Raw genomic sequence first — 20,009 nt, 5'->3', positions numbered from 1 at the left:
ATCAGAAACTCTTAGCTCAAAATGATGAACAATTATCAATACCAAATTGGTGGCAGTCTCGCCAATAATGCGCCTACCTATGTAGTAAGAGCGGCCGATTCCGAACTCTACGAAGCATTAAAAGCCGGCGAATTTTGTTACGTCCTCAACTCGCGGCAAATGGGAAAATCTTCTCTCTTAGTCCGCACCTTGCACCGATTGCAAGCTGAAGGATTTCAATGCAGCACCATCGACATGACCCGCATCGGCAGCGAAAATATCACTCCTTTACAGTGGTATAAAGGCATGATTGGGGAACTGTGGCGCGGCTTCAAATTATTAGGGCAAGTTAACTTAAAAACCTGGTGGTGCGATGAAGAAGATGTCTCGTTTCTGCAAAGATTAAGCCATTTTATAGAAGATATCCTACTGGTCAAATTTCCTCAACAGCAGATATTTATATTCATCGATGAAATCGATAGCATTCTCAGTTTGGATTTCGCGGTCGATGATTTTTTCGCCCTGATTCGGTTTTGCTACAATCAGCGAGCGATTAATCCTTCATACAATCGCATTAGTTTTGCAATTTTTGGAGTAGCCGCGCCGAGCGATTTAATAGCTGACAAAAAGCGAACTCCTTTTAATATCGGTCGTGCTATAGATTTGCGTGGTTTTGAACGGCACGAATCGCAACTATTAGTTAAAGGATTAGAGAGTGCCGTAAGTAATCCAGATGCCGTTATCAAACAAATATTAGCTTGGACTTCAGGACAGCCATTCCTCACCCAGAAAATTTGCTATTTGGCGTACAGAGCTAGCCGAGAAACGGCAGGCGGATTAGTAAATATTCTCCCGGGAACAGAGGCATTTTGGGTGGATAGTTTGGTGCGATCGCGCATCGTCAATAACTGGGAATCCCTAGACGAGCCAGAGCATCTGAAAACGATACGCGATCGCCTCCTGAGAAACGAACAACGCGCCGGAAGATTGCTCAGCATTTACCAGCAAATCTTGCAAAGTGTGGAAGTACCAACCGATGACAGCCGAGAACAAATCGAACTCTTGCTATCGGGTTTAGTGGTAAAAAAATATGGGTATTTGCAGGTAAAAAACATAATTTATCAAGAAGTATTTAATCTCGAATGGGTAGAAAAACACTTAGGGCAACTGCGCCCTTACTCTCAACTATTTGATGCTTGGATCGCTTCCAAACAACAAGACGAATCGCGACTGTTGCGCGGACAAGCGCTGAAAGACGCTAAATCCTGGGCGCAAGGTAAAAGTTTGAGCGATTTGGACTATCAGTTTTTAGCCGCTTCTGGTGAATTAGACAAGTTGGAAATGCAGCAAGCACTGGAAGCAGAACGAGTAAAAGAAGTCGAAGCACGACTGGTAGAAGAACGCAAGCGCGTAGCTTATGAAAGAAAGACAGCACAGCGACAGCGCAAGTTTATTGCAGCGTTGAGTGGGTTGCTGATAGCTGCGATCGCATCCGCCATTTTCGCCCTCTGGCAATATTACCGCGCCGCCAAAAGCGAAATACAAGCCCTCAGCATCTCCTCCACAGGGCAATTCGCCTCTCAACAGCGATTAGACGCCCTCGTCACTGCCATCAAAGCCAGACGCAGGCTCGATGACCTCCCTAATTCCAACCCCCAGTTGCGATCGCAAGTTCGACAAGTGCTGCAACAGGCCATCTACGGAACGGCAGAATTCAATCGCCTGACGGCGCATTCCAGCGTGGTTCTGGGCCTTGATGTCAGCCCAGACGCCCAACTCATCGCCACCGGCGGCGGCGACCGAACAGTCAAGCTGTGGCAGCGGGACGGTGCGCTGCTCCACAACCTGCAACACCCGGCTGCTGTCTTCGGGCTCAAATTCAGTCCCGACAGCCAGCGCCTGGTCACATCCAGTCTCAACGGCAGCATTTATCTGTGGGATCGAGACGGCAAGCTCCTCAAAACCTTTCAGGGACACAGCGCTGCGATATGGGACATTGCCGTCAGTCCGGGCGGCGATCGCTTTGCCACTGGCAGCGAAGACAGCACGATTCGCCTGTGGGACTTTAATGGCAAACTGCTGGAGACACTAAGCGGACATCAAGGTGGGGTTTGGGGTATTGCCTTCAGTTCGGATGGAAACCTGCTCGCCTCTAGCAGCACCGACGGTACGGTCAAGGTCTGGACCAAGGATGGCAAAGGAGTGAGAACTCTGGAAGGGCACGCGGCTGCCGTTTGGGACGTTAAGTTCGCCTTCCTCGCAGACAGTGACGGCACAAAACGTTTCGCTATTCTCTCTGCCAGCGCTGACAACACGGTTAAAATCTGGCAACTCGACGGAACGCTGCTACGAACTCTCGGGGGTCACAGTTCGGAAGTGTTGGAAATTGCCGTCAGCGATTCAGGCGATGTCATTGCTTCCGCCAGCGCAGACGGAACCATCAATCTCTGGAAGCCGGACGGGACGCTTTTGAAAGTCCTCAAAGGGCATCAATCTGCAATTCGCGGCGTTACCTTTATTCCCAACACTCAAATCGCTGTCTCCGCCAGCGACGACAATACCGTCCGGCTATGGAACCTGACAAACCCTTTCTCGAAAGTCCTGTACGGACATAGCGGCATCATTTGGGATGTGGACTTCAGCCAGGACGGTCAGATGTTAGCTTCAGCCGGTTCGGATGGCAGCTTCAAAGTGTGGGCAAAAGACGGTACGTTGCTGAAGTCTTTGGCGGGAGACAAGTCTCCCGTTTATTCGGTTGCTTTCGTCTCTCCTGCTAGCTTTGCCAAAGAAGATATCTTGCCTGTACTCGCTTTTGCTGGTACAGATAAAACGATTAAACTCTGGCAGTTCGACGGGACGCTGCTGAAAACCATAACAGGACATGGGGCTAGCGTTTGGGATGTCTCCGTCAGTCCAGACGGTCAGTTCTTCGCTTCTGCCAGCGACGACAAAACCGTGAAACTGTGGAAGCGAGACGGCACTTTGCTGAAAACGTTCGCAGGACATGAGGCTAGGATTTACGATGTGGACTTTACCCCCGACGGAAACAGGCTGGTTTCTGTCAGTGCAGATGGCACAGTTCGGTTGTGGAGTTTGGACGGTCGCTTGAACAAGACTTTGAAAGGTCATCGCAGTGGAATTTGGGAAGTCGCTGTCAGTCCAGACGGTCGGACTTTGGCAAGTGCGAGCATGGATGACACGATTAAACTTTGGACGATCGATGGCACGTTGCTCAAAACCATCAAGGGAAATACTAGAGGCATGATGGCGGTTGATTTCAGTCCTGACGGTCAAATGCTGGTGGCCGGAGGCGCATCTGGCGCAGTCAAACTCTGGAAAATTGACGGCACGGAAATAACGACGCTAACCCGACATGAGGGGAATGTTTGGGCGGTGGCGTTTAGTCCCGATGGCAAACAAATTGCTTCTGTTGGGGACGATCGCACTGTCATTTTGTGGAATGTGAAGCGAATTCTCAATACAGACCCCCTGGCTTATGGTTGCGACTGGGTGCGGGATTATTTGCGAACGAATGCCGATGTGAAGGAGGAGGACAGACATTTGTGCGATCGAGTGGGCGATCGCTAAATAATCAGAAACTCTTAGCTCAAAATGATGAACAATTATCCATACCAAATTGGTGGCAGTCTCGCCAATAATGCGCCTACCTATGTAGTAAGAGCTGCCGATTCCGAACTCTACGAAGCATTAAAAGCTGGCGAATTTTGTTACGTCCTCAACTCGCGGCAAATGGGCAAATCTTCTCTCTTAGTCCGCACCTTGCACCGATTGCAAGCTGAAGGATTTCAATGCAGCACCATCGACATGACCCGCATCGGCAGCGAAAATATCACTCCCCTACAGTGGTATAAAGGCATGATTGGGGAACTGTGGCGCGGCTTCAAATTATTAGGACAAGTTAATTTTAAAACCTGGTGGTGCGATGAAGAAGATGTCTCGTTTCTGCAAAAATTGAGCCATTTTATAGAAGATATCCTACTGGTCAAATTTCCTCAACAGCAGATATTTATATTCATCGATGAAATCGATAGCATTCTCAGTTTGGATTTCGCGGTCGATGATTTTTTCGCCCTGATTCGGTTTTGCTACAATCAGCGAGCGATTAATCCTTCATACAATCGCATTAGTTTTGCAATTTTTGGAGTAGCCGCGCCGAGCGATTTAATAGCTGACAAAAAGCGAACTCCTTTTAATATCGGTCGTGCTATAGATTTGCGGGGTTTTGAACGGCACGAATCGCAACTATTAGTTAAAGGATTAGAGAGTGCCGTAAGTAATCCTGATGCCGTAATCAAACAAATATTAGCTTGGACTTCAGGACAGCCATTCCTCACCCAGAAAATTTGCTATTTGGCTTACAGAGCTAGCCTTGAAACGGCGGGCGGAGTAGTAAATATTCCCCCGGGAGCAGAGGCATTTTGGGTGGATAGTTTGGTGCGATCGCAAATCATCGATAAATGGGAATCCCTAGACGAACCGGAGCATTTAAAAACGATACGCGATCGCCTCCTTAGCAACGAACAATACACTGCACGTAGCTTAGGCATCTATCAGCAGCTCTTACAGGGGGGTGAAATTGAAGCCGATGATAGTCGAGAGCAGATCGAACTGTTGCTATCAGGTTTGGTAGTTAAACAACAAGGTTTGTTGAAGGTCAAAAACCCGATTTATCAAGCAGTGTTTAACCTACAATGGGTAGAAAAACAGTTAGAGCAACTGCGTCCTTACTCCCAAGCTTTCAACGCTTGGATCGCTTCAAAACAAACCGATGAATCGCGACTGTTGCGGGGACAATCGCTAAAAGACGCTTCCTACTGGGCCCAGGGAAAAAGTTTGAGCGATTTGGATTATCAATTTTTAGCGACTTCTCAAGAATTAGACAGGCTGGAAGTGCAGCAAGCGCTGGAAGCAGCGAGGCTCAGAGAAGTTGAAGCGAGACTCGCAGAAGAACGCAAGCGGTTAGTTTTAGAGCGAGAGATAGCGAAGCGACAGCGAAGGTCGATCGCAGCCTTGAGTGCGGCATTAATCGTTGCGATCGCCTTTGGCATTCTTGCCCTCTGGCAATATCATTACGCGATGACCAGCGAGCAGCAAGCCCGCATCAGCGAAATTCAAGCCCTCACCTCCTCCTCCGCAGGACAATTCGCCTCCCAACAGCGATTGGACGCCCTCGTGAGTGCCATCAAAGCCAGACACAGGCTCGACAGTCTCGCGAATTCCAGCCCCCATTCGCAATCTCAAGTTCAACAAATACTGCAACAAGCCATCTACGGAACGGCAGAATTCAATCGCCTGTTGGGGCATTCCAGCCCGGTTCTGGCAGTTGATGTCAGTCCAGACGGTCAACTCATCGCCACCGGAGGCGGCGACCAAACAGCCAAGGTGTGGCAACGGGATGGCACCTTGCTGCACACTCTCCAGCATACGATCAGCAGCGTCTACGCCCTCCGTTTTACTCCCGACAGCCAGCGCCTGGTAACATCCAGCGTGGACGGCAACATTTATCTGTGGAGTCGGGAAGGCAAACTGCTCAAAACCTTTCAGGGACACAGCGCTGCGATATGGGACATTGCCGTGAGTCCAGACGGTGAGCGCATCGCCTCCGCCAGTGAAGACAGCACCATTCGCCTGTGGAGCGTTGATGGCAAACCGCTCAAAACCCTGAGCGGACATCAAGGTGCAGTTTGGGGTGTTGCCTTTAGCCCGGATGGAAACCTCCTCGCCTCTAGCAGCACAGATAATACGGTCAAGGTCTGGACTCTAGATGGCGAACTGGTGAGCACTCTGGAAGGTCACAGCGGCATTGTTTGGGACGTTGAGTTCGCTTTACTTGCAGACAATAGCGGTGCCAAACGTCCCGCCATTATCTCTGCCAGCGCTGACAACACTGTCAAACTCTGGCAACCAGACGGAACCCTGCTACGAACTCTTAGCGGTCATAGTGCCGAAGTGTTTGAAGTCGCTGTCAGTACAGCAGGCGATGTGATTGCTTCCACCAGCGCCGACGGAACCATCAATCTCTGGAAGCCGGACGGGACGCTGTTGAAAGTCCTTAAAGGGCATCAATCGGGAATTCGAGGCGTGACCTTTATTCCCAACAGTCAAATGGTTGTCTCTGCTAGCGACGACAATACCGCTCGACTCTGGAATCCGACAAACCCCTTCTCGAAAGTCCTTTACGGACATGGCGGCACGATTTGGGATGTGGATTTCTCCCCCGAAGGTCAGATGCTAGCTTCCGCCTGTTCCGATGGCAGTTTCAAACTGTGGGCGCGAGACGGGACGTTGCTGAAGTCTTTTGCCGGAAACGAGACTGCCGTTCACTCGGTTGCTTTCCTCTCTGGTACTAACTTCGCCAATCCTGCAAACCCGCCTATTTTTGCTACCGCTAGTGAAGATAAAACAATTAAGTTCTGGCAGTTCGACGGGACGCTGCTGAAAACCATTACAGGACATGGGGCGGGAGTGTGGGATGCCTCCGTCAGTCCAGATGGTCGGCTACTGGCTTCTGCTAGCAACGATAAAACTGTGAAACTGTGGAACAAGGACGGCACTTTGCTGAAAACTTTCACAGGGCATCGGGCTAGGGTTTACGATGTGGACTTTACCCCTGACGGACAGAGGCTGGTTTCAGCCAGTAGCGACAGCACTGCTCGCTTGTGGAGTCTTGACGGTAGGTTTTCCAAGACTCTAGAGGGTCATCGCAGCCCTGTTTGGGAAGTTGCCATCAGTCCAGACGATCGCACTTTGGCAACGGCCAGCAGGGATGACACGATTAAACTCTGGACGAGCGATGGCAGGTTGCTCAAAACCCTCAAGGGAAATACTAGAGGCATGATGGCGGTTGATTTCAGTCCTGACGGTCAAATGCTGGTGGGCGGAGGCTCAACTGGCGCACTCAAACTTTGGAAAACCGACGGGACAGAAATAACGACGCTAACCGGACATGAAGGGAACGTTTGGGGAGTTGCGTTTAGCCCCGATGGCAAACTCATTGCCTCCGCCGGGGACGATCGCAGGGTGATTTTGTGGGATGTGGAGCGCATTCTCAAACTCGATGAACTCGCTTATGCGTGCGATCGCGTGCGGGATTACCTGCGAACAAATGCCGATGTGAAGGAGGAGGACAGACATCTGTGCGATCGAGCGGGCGATCGTTAAATAATCAGAAACTCTTAGCTCAAAATGATGAACAATTATCAATACCAAATTGGTGGCAGTCTCGCCAACAATGCGCCTACCTATGTAGTAAGAACGGCCGATTCCGAACTCTACGAAGCATTAAAAGCTGGCGAATTTTGTTACGTCCTCAACTCGCGGCAAATGGGCAAATCTTCCCTCTTAGTCCGCACTCAATATCGATTGCAAGCTGAAGGATTTCAATGCAGCACCATCGACATGACCCGCATCGGCAGCGAAAATATCACTCCCCTACAGTGGTATAAAGGAATCGTTGGCGATTTGTGGCGCGGCTTCAAATTATTAGGGCAGGTTAATTTTAAAAACTGGTGGAAAGAAGAAGAAGTTTCTCTCCTCCAAAGATTGAGCCATTTCATCGAAGACATCTTGTTAGCCAAATTTCCAGAAGACAGAATTATTATATTTGTTGATGAAATTGATAGCATTTTAAGTTTAGATTTTCCAGTCGATGATTTTTTTGCCTTGATTCGGTACTGTTACAACCAAAGAGCCATCAATCCAGAATACAATCGAATTACCTTCGCCATTTTCGGAGTAGCGACGCCCAGCGATTTAATAGTAGATAAAAATCGGACTCCTTTTAATATCGGACGAGCGCTCGATTTGCAGGGTTTTTCTTTTGAGGAAGCACAACCATTAGCTTTAGGATTAGAAAATATAATCCCCCATCCACCAGCAGTCATAAAAGAAATATTAGCTTGGACTGGAGGACAGCCATTTATGGCCCAAAAAATATGTGAGTTGGTGGTAAGAACTGCTAAAGAATCCCGCGGCGGTGATTTAACAATACCACCGATAACTGAAGGATTTTTTGTCGAATTTGTGGTCAGAGCGCAACTTATCGAAAACTGGGAATCCCAAGACGAACCAGAGCATTTGAAAACGATACGCGATCGCCTTCTTCGCAACGAACAACGCGCAGCTAGATTGCTAGGCATTTATCAGCAAATCTTACAAGGCGTAAAAGTGGCAACCGATGACAGCCGAGAGCAAATCGAACTATTGCTATCGGGATTAGTCGTCAAACAGCCGGGTTATTTGCAGGTAAAAAACCGAATTTATCGAGAAGTATTTAACCTCGAATGGGTAGAGCAACAATTAGGAAAACTGCGCCCTTACTCCCAAGCCTTCGATGCTTGGATTGCTTCTAGACAACAGGACGAATCGCGGCTTTTGCGCGGTCAAGCTCTGGAAGAAGCTCTATTTTGGGCGCAAGGAAAAAGTTTGAGCGACTTAGATTATCAATTTATTGCTGCCAGTCAAAACCTCGATCGCCAAGAAGTTCAACTCGCTTTAGAAGCAGAACGGACAAAAGAAGTAGAAGCGCGACTGAGAGAGGAACAAATACGATTAATTCAAGAGAAAAAAGCTGCCAAACGACAAAGATTTTTGCTGTTTGCAGTCAGTGGAGCATTGCTATTTGCCGGCGGCTTAGGGGTGACAACTTATTTTCAGTATCGCCGAGCAGTAGCAAGCGAACGCGAAGCAAGAATCAGCGAAATTAAAGCACTGACATCTTCTTCTGATGGATTGTTTGCCTCAAACCGGAGATTAGACGCGCTGATAGAAGCGATCGAAGCTAAACGAAAATTACAAAGATTAAAATCGGCAGATGCCAGTATCGATCGCGAAGTTGAAAATGTACTGCGACAAGCCGTTTATCAAGCAGATGAATACAACCGTTTTTCTGGGCATAAAGCGGCTGTTATGGCAGTCGATATCAGTCCTGACAGTAAGCTGATTGCCTCCGCAAGTGTAGATAAAACTGTTAAACTTTGGCGGCGCGACGGGACAGAAGTTGCCACGCTCGCAGGTCATCAAGCGAGCGTCAAAACAGTCAAATTTAGCCCGAACGGTCAACTCATTGCTTCTGGAAGTGACGATGACGCGGTGAAAGTTTGGAGGTTGGACGGCACTTTGTTGAAAACTTTTCAGGGTCACAGTGCTAGCGTGTGGGGAGTAGCCTTTAGTCCCGACGGTAAAACAATAGCCTCTGCCAGCGCTGACAACACCGTAAAACTCTGGAACCAAGACGGCACTTTGTTGAAAACGCTTCAGGGTCATACTGCTGGGGTAGGCTCAGTAGTTTTTAGTCCCGACGGTGAAACAATTGCGTCGGCAAGTGGAGACAAAACGGTAAAACTCTGGAAGCGTGACGGCACTTTTCTGAGAACTCTCGAAGGTCATATTTCTGTCTTGTGTTCAGTGGCGTTTAGTCCCGACGGTGAAACAATTGCGTCGGCAAGTGGAGATAAAACGGTAAAACTTTGGAAGCGTGACGGCACTTTGCTGAGAACGCTCGAAGGTCATACGGCTGTGGTATCTGCCCTTGTGTTTAGTCCAAACGGTCAAACCATCGCCTCTGCCAGTCGGGATAAAACTGTAAAACTTTGGAACGTTGACGGAACAGAATTGACAACCTTCAGAGGTCACAGCGCTGCAATTTGGGGGGTTGATTGGAGTCCCGACGGCAGCTTTATTGCGTCGGCAGGCGCAGAAAACACCGTCAGACTGTGGGAAAGTCAAAATCCATTGCAGACAACTATTACTGCACATAAAGCAGGAATTTGGGCGATCGCTCTGAGTGCTGATAGCTCTACAATTGCTACGGGCAGCGAGGACGGCACTACTAAACTTTGGAGTCGCCAAGGCAAATTGCTGGCGACTTTCACCGGAGAGAATGCAGCAATTTATGGGGTTGCTATAACTGGCGGCGATCGCCAGTTAATTGCTGCTGGCAGAGACGACCATAAGGTGAATGTGTGGCAGCGAAACGGCAATTCGAGTGCAACTTTAACAGGTCATAAAGCTGCGCTTTTTGGAGTAGCGTTTAGTCCTGACGGTCAAATCCTCGCTTCTTCAAGTCAAGATAACACGGTCAAGCTTTGGCGGCGCAATGGAACGTTACTGCATACCCTGACAGGACATAATACTCCTGTTTGGCACGTAGCATTTAGCCCAGACGGGCAGTTAGTTGCCTCCGCAGGAGGAGACGGGACTGTGAAGTTGTGGCAGCTTGACGGTACGTTAGTGAGAACCTTTCGAGGTCACGGTGCGGCAGTTTGGAGAGTTTGTTTTAACCGTCAAGGTAATATCATCGCTTCTGGCAGTGGAGACAATACCGTTAAGCTTTGGACTGTGGACGGTAAGTTATTGAGAACGCTTGTAGGTCACGCAGCAGCGGTGTGGGGAGTGGCGTTTAGTCCTGACGGTCAAATTATTGCTTCTGGCAGTGTAGACAACACGGTGAAGTTGTGGAAACTGGACGGTACGCAACTAACAACGCTTAGAGGTCACACGGCGGCGATTAGGGGATTGGCCTACAGTTCTGACGGAAAGTTTGTGGCTTCGGTCAGTGAGGATAACACGCTGATTCTGTGGAATGTGGAGCGAGTGTTGAATCTGAATTTGTTGGGTTATGGTTGCGATCGCGTGCGCGATTATTTGCGGACGAATGCAATAGTGGAAAAGGGCGATCGCTTGTTGTGTTCGCGCATTGACACGGAATAATCTCTAGTCCGCTTTATTAGTAAAAATTGATTAATATGTGTGGTCGAGATTGTCAGAATATTAGAGAATATTTTTCTAAATTCAATACTTTGTATTGGGTTCGGCTATAATACTAAATCAGGCTTAAATACTCCCTTTATCTCTTAGTCCCCTTCTGCTCGGACGTGAGTGTCTGTAGTAGAGGTTTCAATCGGCGACGGATAAAGGGAGTAGCCAACCTGGATTTGGTATAATAACTACAGACTAATGAAATCGCTAGCGGTGAGAATACCGGGCGTAATACCGTTAAGCTTCGCCAACAATTGATTGGTGTCCGTCACAGTAATCAAAGTCTGATTGTTGCTCGAAGTAATGCTGAGTTGATTGAAACTAAAACCAGAATTTAACCCAATTAAATCCTCTCCCTTGCGGAAATCATTAATGGTGTCACTACCCAAACTTTGACTGAGGAAAAACACATCATTTCCCGAACCTCCCGTCAATGTATCGTCCCCAACATCCCCGGAAAGGAAATCGCTACCAGCACCGCCACTGAGAATATCATTACCTTTGCCTCCATACAGGGTATCGTTACCGATGTCGCCACAGAGCACATCGTTTTCATTGCCGCCGAAGAGTAAGTCGTTGCCCTCACCGCCATCGAGACTGTCGTTTTCTTTGCCACCGTAAAGCGTGTCATGTCCCAATAAGCCAAAAATCAGGTCTGCACCTTCATTGCCAAACGCAATATCGTTGCCGTCTCCAGCATTAATTGTGTCATTTCCTAAGTTGCCTAAAATGTAGTCGTCGCCATCTTCACCGAGCAAGATATCGTCATCTTTACCGCCAAAAATGGTGTCGTTCCCACCGCCGCCGGCAACAGTATCATTGGCGATATCTCCCCTCAAAAAGTCCTCGCCATCTCCGCCAACAACAGTGTCATTATCTTTGCCCGCGTAGATGGTATCGTTACCAGCGTCGCCTTGGATGAAATCGCTGCCTTCATTGCCGAAGAGCGAGTCGTTATCTGCACCGCCTTGGATGTTGTCATTGCCACCCATACCGTAGAGAGTATCGTTGCCGGCAAGTCCGTTAATCGACTCGTTGACGCCGCTGCTCATGATGAAATCGGCATCGTTACCCCCGTTGAGAGTTTGTTGGACGGGGTTGGGAGTAATGGTGGCAGAGTCGAGTTGCGGGGCGTTGAGGTCATCCAGCAGGCAATCATCTGTTTCCGGTGTCGGAGTTGGAGTCGGCGCGGGGGTGGGCGTCGGAGTCGGTGCGGGTGTGGGCGTCGGAGTCGGTGCGGGTGTGGGCGTTGGAGTCGGTGCGGGTGTGGGCGTTGGAGTCGGTGCGGGTGTGGGCGTTGGAGTCGGTGCAGGTGTGGGCGTTGGAGTTGGAGTCTCAGTCGGAGTGGGAGTCGGCGCGGGTGTGGGCGTCGGAGTCGGAGTCGGCGTGACTGTAGTGGTGAATTCAAAAGCGCCGATATCAACGATCGCACTTCCGTTATTATCGCCATCTTGAGGGCGGCTCACACCGCGCTGATCTGCCGCCGGCGCGCCCGCACCAGTACCCGTATCAATTGCCGGACTTCCTACTAGCAGCGGCAGCACAAAAACGCCGTTAATATTTTCCAAAGGGCCGAGTAAAGGGTCTGCGATCCTCACATTTGCCGTAACATTACTATCATTAGGATCTCCCACCGTCAGTTTAGCGGGAAATTGAAGATTGTTTCCCCCATCGATTAGCTCCCGTCCAGTGTGCTGCCTAGTTTTAAAAGAGTTACTTGCCGTATTCCTATCAAAAATCGAATTCTTGACAGTAATTGGCGATTTCACAGGATCGTTAAAAGTAGCAATACCTCCGGAAAATTCAGCGGTATTCTTAGCAAAAGTCGAATTGACGATGTTAGTAGAAAAGGAATCTCTGTTAGCGACAAGCATTGCTCCGCCCTGCTTAGCAGCGCTGTTGCCGGAAAATGTACTGTTGACAATGCTGATATTTCCATCTCCTCCTGACCACAAACCGCCCCCATTATCTTCAGCTTGGTTATTAGCAAAAGTGGAGTTTGTTACCGTTAGATCCACATTTCCGTGACGGATGGCGCCTCCCGAACCTCCAACTCCTGCTAGATCCTTAACAGCTTTATTGTTAACAAAAGTGCTATTTTCCAAAACTATCTTATCTTGAAGATAGCCAAATAAAAACCCCGCTCCTCCTTCTCTCGCTCCGATATTGCCATCAAAAACGCTGTTGCGGATAGCAATAGTTCCGGCAACAGGGCCAGGGGTTGCATTGGGACCCGAAGCATTAGCGCCATCGACGTAAACTGCCCCGCCAACGCCTTTATCTGTGCTGTTGCCAGTGAATTTAGAGTTTTCGATCGTCATGCTGCCCAACAGGTTATTAACAGCTCCGCCGTAGCTGCCTTTGTTGTTGGTAAATTCGCTATCTCTGATAGTCAGAACACCGCCACTTTTAGTGGCGATCGCACCGCCACCGCGTTCGGTATTATCTGCTAGCGAACCGTCATTGCCGCTAAACTTGCTGTTAATTACAGTCGTCGTGCTGCGGAAACCCGTGTAAATGCCGCCACCAAAACCGGCAACATTATTATTGACTTGGCAATTTTCTAAAGTTAAAGTGCTGCTACCTCCTGTTTGAATGCCACCACCGGCGCTAGTTGTCTGATTGTTGGGGTCAGTACCAGAAACTTTGCCGTTGGCAACAATCAGGTTTTTTAGAGTAACATTGGTTGAACCTTCGGTAAGGATCACCCGCGAAGCATTGTTGCCGCTGATGGTTAAATTTGCTGCACCAACTGCATCAATTGTCAAGTTTTTGTTGATGACAAGTTGACCGGAAGTGAGAGTAATTGTTTGGCTGGCAAGAGTGGAGGCAAATTGAATGGTATCGCCGGCCGCTGCAGAGGCGATCGCATCTCTCAATGAACCCGGCCCGCTATCGTTAGTGTTAGTAACGGTAATAGTCTTTAAAGTTCCTCGGTAATCAGCCATTGCCTCTGGAGTCAAGGCTAGCGGTGCTTCAATATCACCCTTGGCAAACTCCAAATTCCAGTTACCGCCGCGGCCAGTGCGATCGCTAGATGCTGCAATATCAGCCCCGGTTAACTCGCCCAGGCGATCGACAAAATCGCTTCCCGATCCCGCAGCAACATCGCAACCGTAAAGTACAATATCTGCTTGGTCGCTCAGGGCATTTCGCCACTCTTGCAACTGGCTTTCATATTGCGGTAAATTATCCGAATTCAACGTTGTAGAACCTAGCTGCAAGCTGCCAGAATTGCCGTGAGAAAAAATGTGAACTTGGTCTACAGTTCCTCCCGCAGCAGAAATTGTTTGCAGTTTCGCAGTAATTTGCTCGACTCCGTTGCCATTTTTATCTAAAATGATGATCTCTGCGCCTGGAAGCACGCTACCCGCAAGAGTTTGATAGTCATCTAAGTCGGAATCAATGAAGACAATAGATTTAGAACTAGAATTGCGGATCGCAGATTGTGAATCAATACTGGCAAAAGTTGAGTTCATTTCGCATACCCTATGAGAATGTTTGCTATTTGCTGGTAGATTCACCTTGAAAGCAGAAGGCTAGAGATACAGAAGGCTGAAGGCTGAAAGCCGAATTAAAACCTCAATTATAAATCTGGGAGATGAAATTATAAGGAAAAATTTTCTTTTTCTCCCTGCCTTAAATCCGAGACTTGTATCCATAATTACAGCGTATCCCAGGTTGATGAAGCACTAGGGACACGGCAGTGCCGTGTCCCTAGGGGAATCGATCGATAGGCGGGTGTACTTCATAAAGCTGCAATCTGCTGTAGGTTTTGCTGTGTAAGGATTGCGAGTTTTCTAGCCATTAACTGCAGAGGATGTAAAGTAAATATCCCTGGACGTAGAACCTCTATATCGCAGGTTTGGAATGCGCACCTTACCGATATAAGTAGCGCATCATACCATTTTGGAGCCTTAGTCCTGGTAAATTCAGAAAACATATCTGCGGTTCCGAATTCCTGAGAATTGCTCTAGCTAGTACCTCATACATTCGGCTTACTGAAAACCAGGAAAGCCGCATCAAAGCTTGGTCTATTTAGCTTGTTTGCTCATCGCAAAAAAATCAAAACAATCCGAAATTTAGTTATTGAGAAAGCTTGCTTTATTCGGGTGGTGCTTATAGCGCACCTACCCGAAGTTGCGCTGGTAGTAAGGTGCTTATGGCGCACCCTACCACAGGCAGTTAGATTGTTACCTGAGTGAAATCGCTAGCCGTGAGAATACCGGGCGTAACACCGTTAAGCTTCGCTAACAATTGATTGGTGTCCGTCACGCTAATCAAAGTCTGATTGTTGCTAGAAGTGATGGTGAGTTGATTGAAACTCAAACCAGGATTCAACCCAATTAAATCCTCACCCTTGTGGAAATCGGTAATGATGTCGCTACCCAAACTTTGATTTAGGAAAAATACATCATTTCCTGAACCGCCAGTCAAAGTATCATCCCCAACATCGCCGGAAAGGAAATCGCTACCAGCACCGCCGCTGAAAATATCATTGCCTTTGCCACCGTACATAGTATCGTTACCAATGTCGCCGCAGAGCACATCGTTTTCATTGCCGCCTAACAGCAAGTCGTTGCCCTCACCGCCATCGAGACTGTCGTTTTCTTTGCCGCCGTAAAGCGTGTCATTTCCCAGTTGACCGAAAATTAGGTCTGCACCTTCATTGCCAAACGCAATATCGTTGCCGTTTCCAGAATTAATGGTGTCATTTCCTAAGTTGCCTAAAATGTAGTCGTCGCCATCTTCGCCCAGCAAGATATCGTCATCTTTGCCACCAAAGATGGTGTCGCTGCCAAGGCCGCCGGCAACAGTATCTTTGCCGAGATCTCCCCTTAAAAAATCGCTGCCATCACCGCCAACAACAGTGTCATTATCTTTGCCGCCGTAGATGGTATCGTTGCCAGCGCCACCAGAGATGAAATCGCTGCCTTCATTGCCGAAAAGCGAGTCGTTATCTGCACCGCCGTCAATGTTGTCATTGCCGCCCATGCCGTAAAGAGTGTCGTTACCAGCAAGCCCGTTAATTGACTCGTTGATGCCGCCGCCCATGATGAAATCGGAACCTTCACCGCCGTTGAGAGTTTGTTGGACGGGGTTCGCGGTGATGGCAGCAACGTCGAGTTGCGGGGCGTTGAGGTCATCCAGCAGACCAGCATCCGAGGCCGGAGTAGGAGTGGGCGCGGGCGTCGGAGTTGGCGCCGGTGGTGTCGGAGTAGGAGTGGGCGCGGGCGTCGGAGTTGGCGCCGGAGTCGGTGTCGGAGTAGGAGTGGGCGCGGGCGTCGGAGTTGGCGCCGGAGTCGGTGTCGGAGTAGGAGTGGGCGCCGGAGTCGGTGTCGGCGCGGGCGTCGGTGTCGGAGTCTCAGTCGGAATAGGAGTTGGGGCCGGCGTCGGAGTTGGCGTCGGTGGTGTCGGAGTAGGAGTTGGCGCAGGCGTCGGAGTCGGCGTCGGTGGTGTCGGAGTTGGTGTCGGCGCAGGCGTCGGAGTCGGCGTCGGTGGTGTCGGAGTTGGTGTCGGCGCAGGCGTCGGAGTCGGCGCCGGAGTCGGTGTCGGAGTAGGAGTGGGCGCAGGCGTCGGAGTCGGCGCCGGAGTCGGTGTCGGAGTAGGAGTGGGCGCGGGCGTCGGAGTTGGCGCCGGAGTCGGTGTCGGAGTTGGTGTCGGCGCAGGCGTCGGAGTTGGCACCGGGACGACACTACCTCCCAATTCAAAAGATCCGCTGTCGACGATCGCACCTGGAATGGTGTCGCCATCTTGAGGGCGAGTCACGCCGCGCTGATCCGTAGCCGGTGCGCCGGTGGCAATCCCTTTATCAATTGCCGGACTTCCTGTCAGCAGCGGCCTGACTAAAGCGCCGTTGATGTTTTGCAAAGGGCCGAGTAAGGGGTCTGCGATCGTCACACTTGTCGTTACCTTGGTATCGGTGTTAATCACCGGCCACTGAAAATTCCCTCCTTGATCGCTATATTGGGCCGTGGTGTGTTGCTGAATGCCCCAAGGGTTTCCTCCGTTGCCCGCTGTATTGTTGGAAAAAATCGTGTTTTTGAGGGTGACATTATTGGCATCGGCGAAGATACCTCCACCAACCCAGCCGGCGTAATTATCGGCGATTGTCGTGTTAACAATAGTTGTGGGTGCACCAAGAGTCATTGCACCGCCGAGTTTGTCGTAGCCATCAGCCACAGTAGTAGGAACTGAGTTGCCAGAAAACGTACTGTTAGTAATCGTAGTAGGGGCATTTCGCATCCACAGGCCGCCACCTTGATTATTGGCTTTGTTGCCAGCAAAGGTGGTGTTGGCAATGGTCAATCCCTGGTTGGTGCTGTCGCTCAAAATCGTTACCGCACCACCATTTCCAGGATTTCCACCATTGGGGCTGCCTGTGAGCGCCATAACTTCGTTATTTTGGAAGGTGCTGTTTTCCAAAATTACATTGTCCTGGCTACCGGTGAACAGATAAGCTGCTCCGCCTTCGCCTCGCCCTTTGTTGTCTTGAAATAGGCTTTTGGTAATTTTAATTGTGCCGGAAGGCTCGTCAGTAGAACTGGCTCTGTCTGTGTAAATTGCGCCGCCGAAACCCCTTAAAAAAGAATTGCCGTTGGGATCGTTTGGGGCGAACTGGCCTGCGGTGGTGTCGTTGCCGATGAATCGCGAGTTTTCAACTGTTAACTTGCCGTTGAGGCTATTAATTGCGCCGCCGTTAATTCCTAAGTTGTTGGTGAAGTCGCTGTTAACAACGGTGAGGTTTTTATTACTTGCAAAAGCAATACCGCCAGCGCCACGTTCATCGTTGGTTGCTGTGGCTTTATTTCCGGTGAATTTACTGTTGGTAACGGTCAGGGTGTTGTTCCAGCCGCTGAAGATTGCACCGCCACCTTTATCAGCAACGTTGTTGGTAAACTGAACGTTTTCTACGGTCATCGTTACTTCGTCAGTTGTACCGATCGCACCTCCGTTATCAGCCGTTTTGCCGTTAGTAATAATGAGGTTTTTGACTGCAAAATTGGTAGCAGTCGCAACGTTGGCATTGACAAAAAAGGCGCGGGATGCGTTGTTGCCGCTGATAGTTAAACCCGCTGCCGCGGCGCCGTCAATGGTGATGTTTTTGCCAACGGGAATATCGAGTTGACCGCTGGTGAGGGTAATAGTTTGGCTGGCTAAACCTGGAGCGAAGGTAATTGTATCCCCTGCAACAGCGGTGGCGATCGCAGCCCTTAATGAACCCGGTCCGCTATCACTATTGTTGGCTACCACGATCGTAGCTAAATCACCTTGGTAACTTGCCATAGCCTCGGCTTGCAAGGCTAAGGGAGATTCAATTTTGCCAGAAGCAAATTCTAAATTCCAGTCGCCGTCGCTGCCGGTTATGTTGGTGGAAGCGGCAACGTCAGCCCCGGTTAATTGACTGAAGCGATCGACGAAATTAGCACCCTCACCGGCGGCTACATCGCACCCGTACAGCATGATGTCTGCTTCTGGGGCTAGTGCAGTTTGCCACGAGTCCAACTGGCTTTTGTATTGCTCTATGTTATCTGAACCCAGAGCAGTATTGCCAAGTTGTAGGCTGCCAGAATTGCCGTGAGAAATAATGTGAACCGAGTCAATAGCCCCGTTAGTAGAGGCGTATTTTTCAATTTCAGAGCTGATTTGTTCGATGCCGTTTTTGGTGCTATCGAGTATTACTACCTGTTGTCCAGGCAGCACTCCCGCTGCAATTGACTCGTAATCTTCCACGCCGGAGTCAATGAAGACTAAGGAGCGCGGTGGCAGTTTTTCAAAAGAAGATTGTGAGTTAACTTGAGCGAATGTAGAACTCATATTGGAGACTCCATTAAGGGCATTATTAGTAGATACACCCCGGAGAAATCTCATCAGGCTTATTTGATTATATCTTAACACCAAATTTGGATAAAGTGCAATATTTAAATTTAATTTATTAAATATTTTTTATCCTAATTTACCTCTTGGCGCTGGTACTGACTGGGATTTTTGGTCGCTAACGCTGGAGAATAGATACTCAAACTTATCGGGAAAATTTAAATAAATCCACTTTCTACCATTCCGAGCTTTTCAGCCTGATTTGGCTAACGGTAGCCATTCTTTCAGGCATTACGAAATTGTGTAGGTAATTTCTCCTTCAATAATCCCTTTAAATTATATTTAGTAGTTTTCATTTGAGTGTGAAATTTTAGGTATAGGCACACGGTAGTAAGGTACTCATACCTGTATTTCCTGCGAATGAAAACTTAATTATGTACATTTTGAAGAACTATATATGCTTGGAAGCTGCTAGATTTTTGATACACCAAAATACTGATTAGAAGTGGGTTTGGTCGCATTTTTTACTAACAGTCTAAACTGTCTGATATTAAGTGGCAATTAATCGCTGGCAATCAAGTTGTTTGTGCGCTGGCGCGGACAGTTTGATGACTGCCATCCTCACTACAAATGTGATTAGAATTATTCATTGGGAGTTCATATGATTGATTGCAGGTTGAGTCAGATCAAATCGTTGATTTCGATCGCGCCTGTGTCCCCTAATTACAATTGCATTCAGACCAGTTCCCCTCAATTGCATCACTTTACTTATTACCAAATAGTCGATCGCGCCTGATACCGTTGCCGAGTGTGTCGCGATCTCGATCGGCATAACACGAACCAAGTCCCCTGTTTTTACTCAGAGAACTATGCGATTTTGGCAATTGACTTTTGTATCGTTCGAGGTAATCTGAACTGAGGATAACAAAGCCTAATTGCAGTTGGTTCGAGCTGCCGTCAGAAGTTGTGCGAACTTTGTCAATCTCTCTAGGGATAGAGGCATATTTTTGAAGTGCCGAGGTAGTTTTCTCGATGCAGTCCGATTCCCCAGCCCAAATTCTGGAAACAAAATATCCACCTTCATTGATGCTGGAGTCCTTGACTACAAAGCTTTTGGATGGGGGATTTGCGTATTCCGAGGCGCGAGTCGTTTCCGTTAAAGAAGTCAACATATTCCGTCCTCCAAAAGTGTGTTTAGCGGTAGATACAGCCTTGGAGTCAGAGCTTCTGAAACTGCCAGCGACCTTGTTTATTTCGCCCATTCTTATTTTACCTATCTATCAGTTTGCCCTATTTCTGCGGCACTGCCATCCGCGATCGCACGGAATTTATATTCTGCGTGTTTTCCCTTACTTCCGGCAAGCCAGCAATTACATATCGATCCTATATCCTATCGGTGATACCACTTTCAAAAAAGCATCCAACTGTAAGCC

General features: G+C 48.9%; 6 protein-coding genes. 3 read left to right on the top strand and 3 right to left on the bottom strand.

Annotated elements, in window-relative coordinates; all coding sequences use genetic code 11:
- Positions 1-24: 24 nt before the first annotated feature.
- Genes QUA13_RS09705 through QUA13_RS09695 form a run of 3 tightly spaced genes read left to right on the top strand, consistent with a single transcriptional unit; the run spans position 25 to position 10,710 of the window.
- On the top strand, positions 25-3,567 hold the full coding sequence (locus QUA13_RS09705; RefSeq protein WP_445242695.1) for an AAA-like domain-containing protein: 3,543 nt from the start codon (positions 25-27) through the stop codon (positions 3,565-3,567).
- Positions 3,568-3,591: 24 nt separating this feature from the next.
- Positions 3,592-7,161, top strand: coding sequence for an AAA-like domain-containing protein (locus tag QUA13_RS09700; RefSeq protein ID WP_333198133.1), 3,570 nt, complete (start codon positions 3,592-3,594; stop codon positions 7,159-7,161).
- Between the two features lie 27 nt (positions 7,162-7,188).
- Positions 7,189-10,710, top strand: coding sequence for an AAA-like domain-containing protein (locus QUA13_RS09695; protein WP_445242694.1), 3,522 nt, complete (start codon positions 7,189-7,191; stop codon positions 10,708-10,710).
- A gap of 236 nt (positions 10,711-10,946) precedes the next feature.
- Here QUA13_RS09695 and QUA13_RS09690 read toward each other — a convergent pair whose 3' ends face one another.
- From QUA13_RS09690 to QUA13_RS09680, 3 genes are all read right to left on the bottom strand, one after another.
- On the bottom strand, positions 10,947-14,237 hold the full coding sequence (locus QUA13_RS09690; protein ID WP_333198131.1) for a DUF4347 domain-containing protein: 3,291 nt from the start codon (positions 14,235-14,237) through the stop codon (positions 10,947-10,949).
- A gap of 706 nt (positions 14,238-14,943) precedes the next feature.
- Positions 14,944-18,576, bottom strand: a complete 3,633-nt coding sequence (locus tag QUA13_RS09685) for a DUF4347 domain-containing protein (RefSeq protein WP_333198130.1) — start codon at positions 18,574-18,576, stop codon at positions 14,944-14,946.
- A gap of 764 nt (positions 18,577-19,340) precedes the next feature.
- Positions 19,341-19,748: a hypothetical protein gene (locus tag QUA13_RS09680; protein WP_333198129.1), complete on the bottom strand. Its 408-nt coding sequence runs from the start codon at positions 19,746-19,748 to the stop codon at positions 19,341-19,343.
- Between the last annotated feature and the right edge of the window lie 261 nt (positions 19,749-20,009).

The organism is Microcoleus sp. S28C3, assembly GCF_036700785.1.
Classification (GTDB): domain Bacteria; phylum Cyanobacteriota; class Cyanobacteriia; order Cyanobacteriales; family Microcoleaceae; genus Microcoleus; species Microcoleus asticus.
The sequence above is the reverse complement of the archived record's forward strand: the minus strand, read 5'-3'. Positions and strand labels throughout refer to the sequence as shown.

Coding starts and splice junctions, on each gene's coding strand:
- QUA13_RS09705 (WP_445242695.1), top strand. CDS start 25: ATGAACAATTATCAATACCAAATTGGTGGCAGTCTCGCCAATAATGCG.
- QUA13_RS09700 (WP_333198133.1), top strand. CDS start 3,592: ATGATGAACAATTATCCATACCAAATTGGTGGCAGTCTCGCCAATAAT.
- QUA13_RS09695 (WP_445242694.1), top strand. CDS start 7,189: ATGAACAATTATCAATACCAAATTGGTGGCAGTCTCGCCAACAATGCG.
- QUA13_RS09690 (WP_333198131.1), bottom strand. CDS start 14,237: ATGAACTCAACTTTTGCCAGTATTGATTCACAATCTGCGATCCGCAAT.
- QUA13_RS09685 (WP_333198130.1), bottom strand. CDS start 18,576: ATGAGTTCTACATTCGCTCAAGTTAACTCACAATCTTCTTTTGAAAAA.
- QUA13_RS09680 (WP_333198129.1), bottom strand. CDS start 19,748: ATGTTGACTTCTTTAACGGAAACGACTCGCGCCTCGGAATACGCAAAT.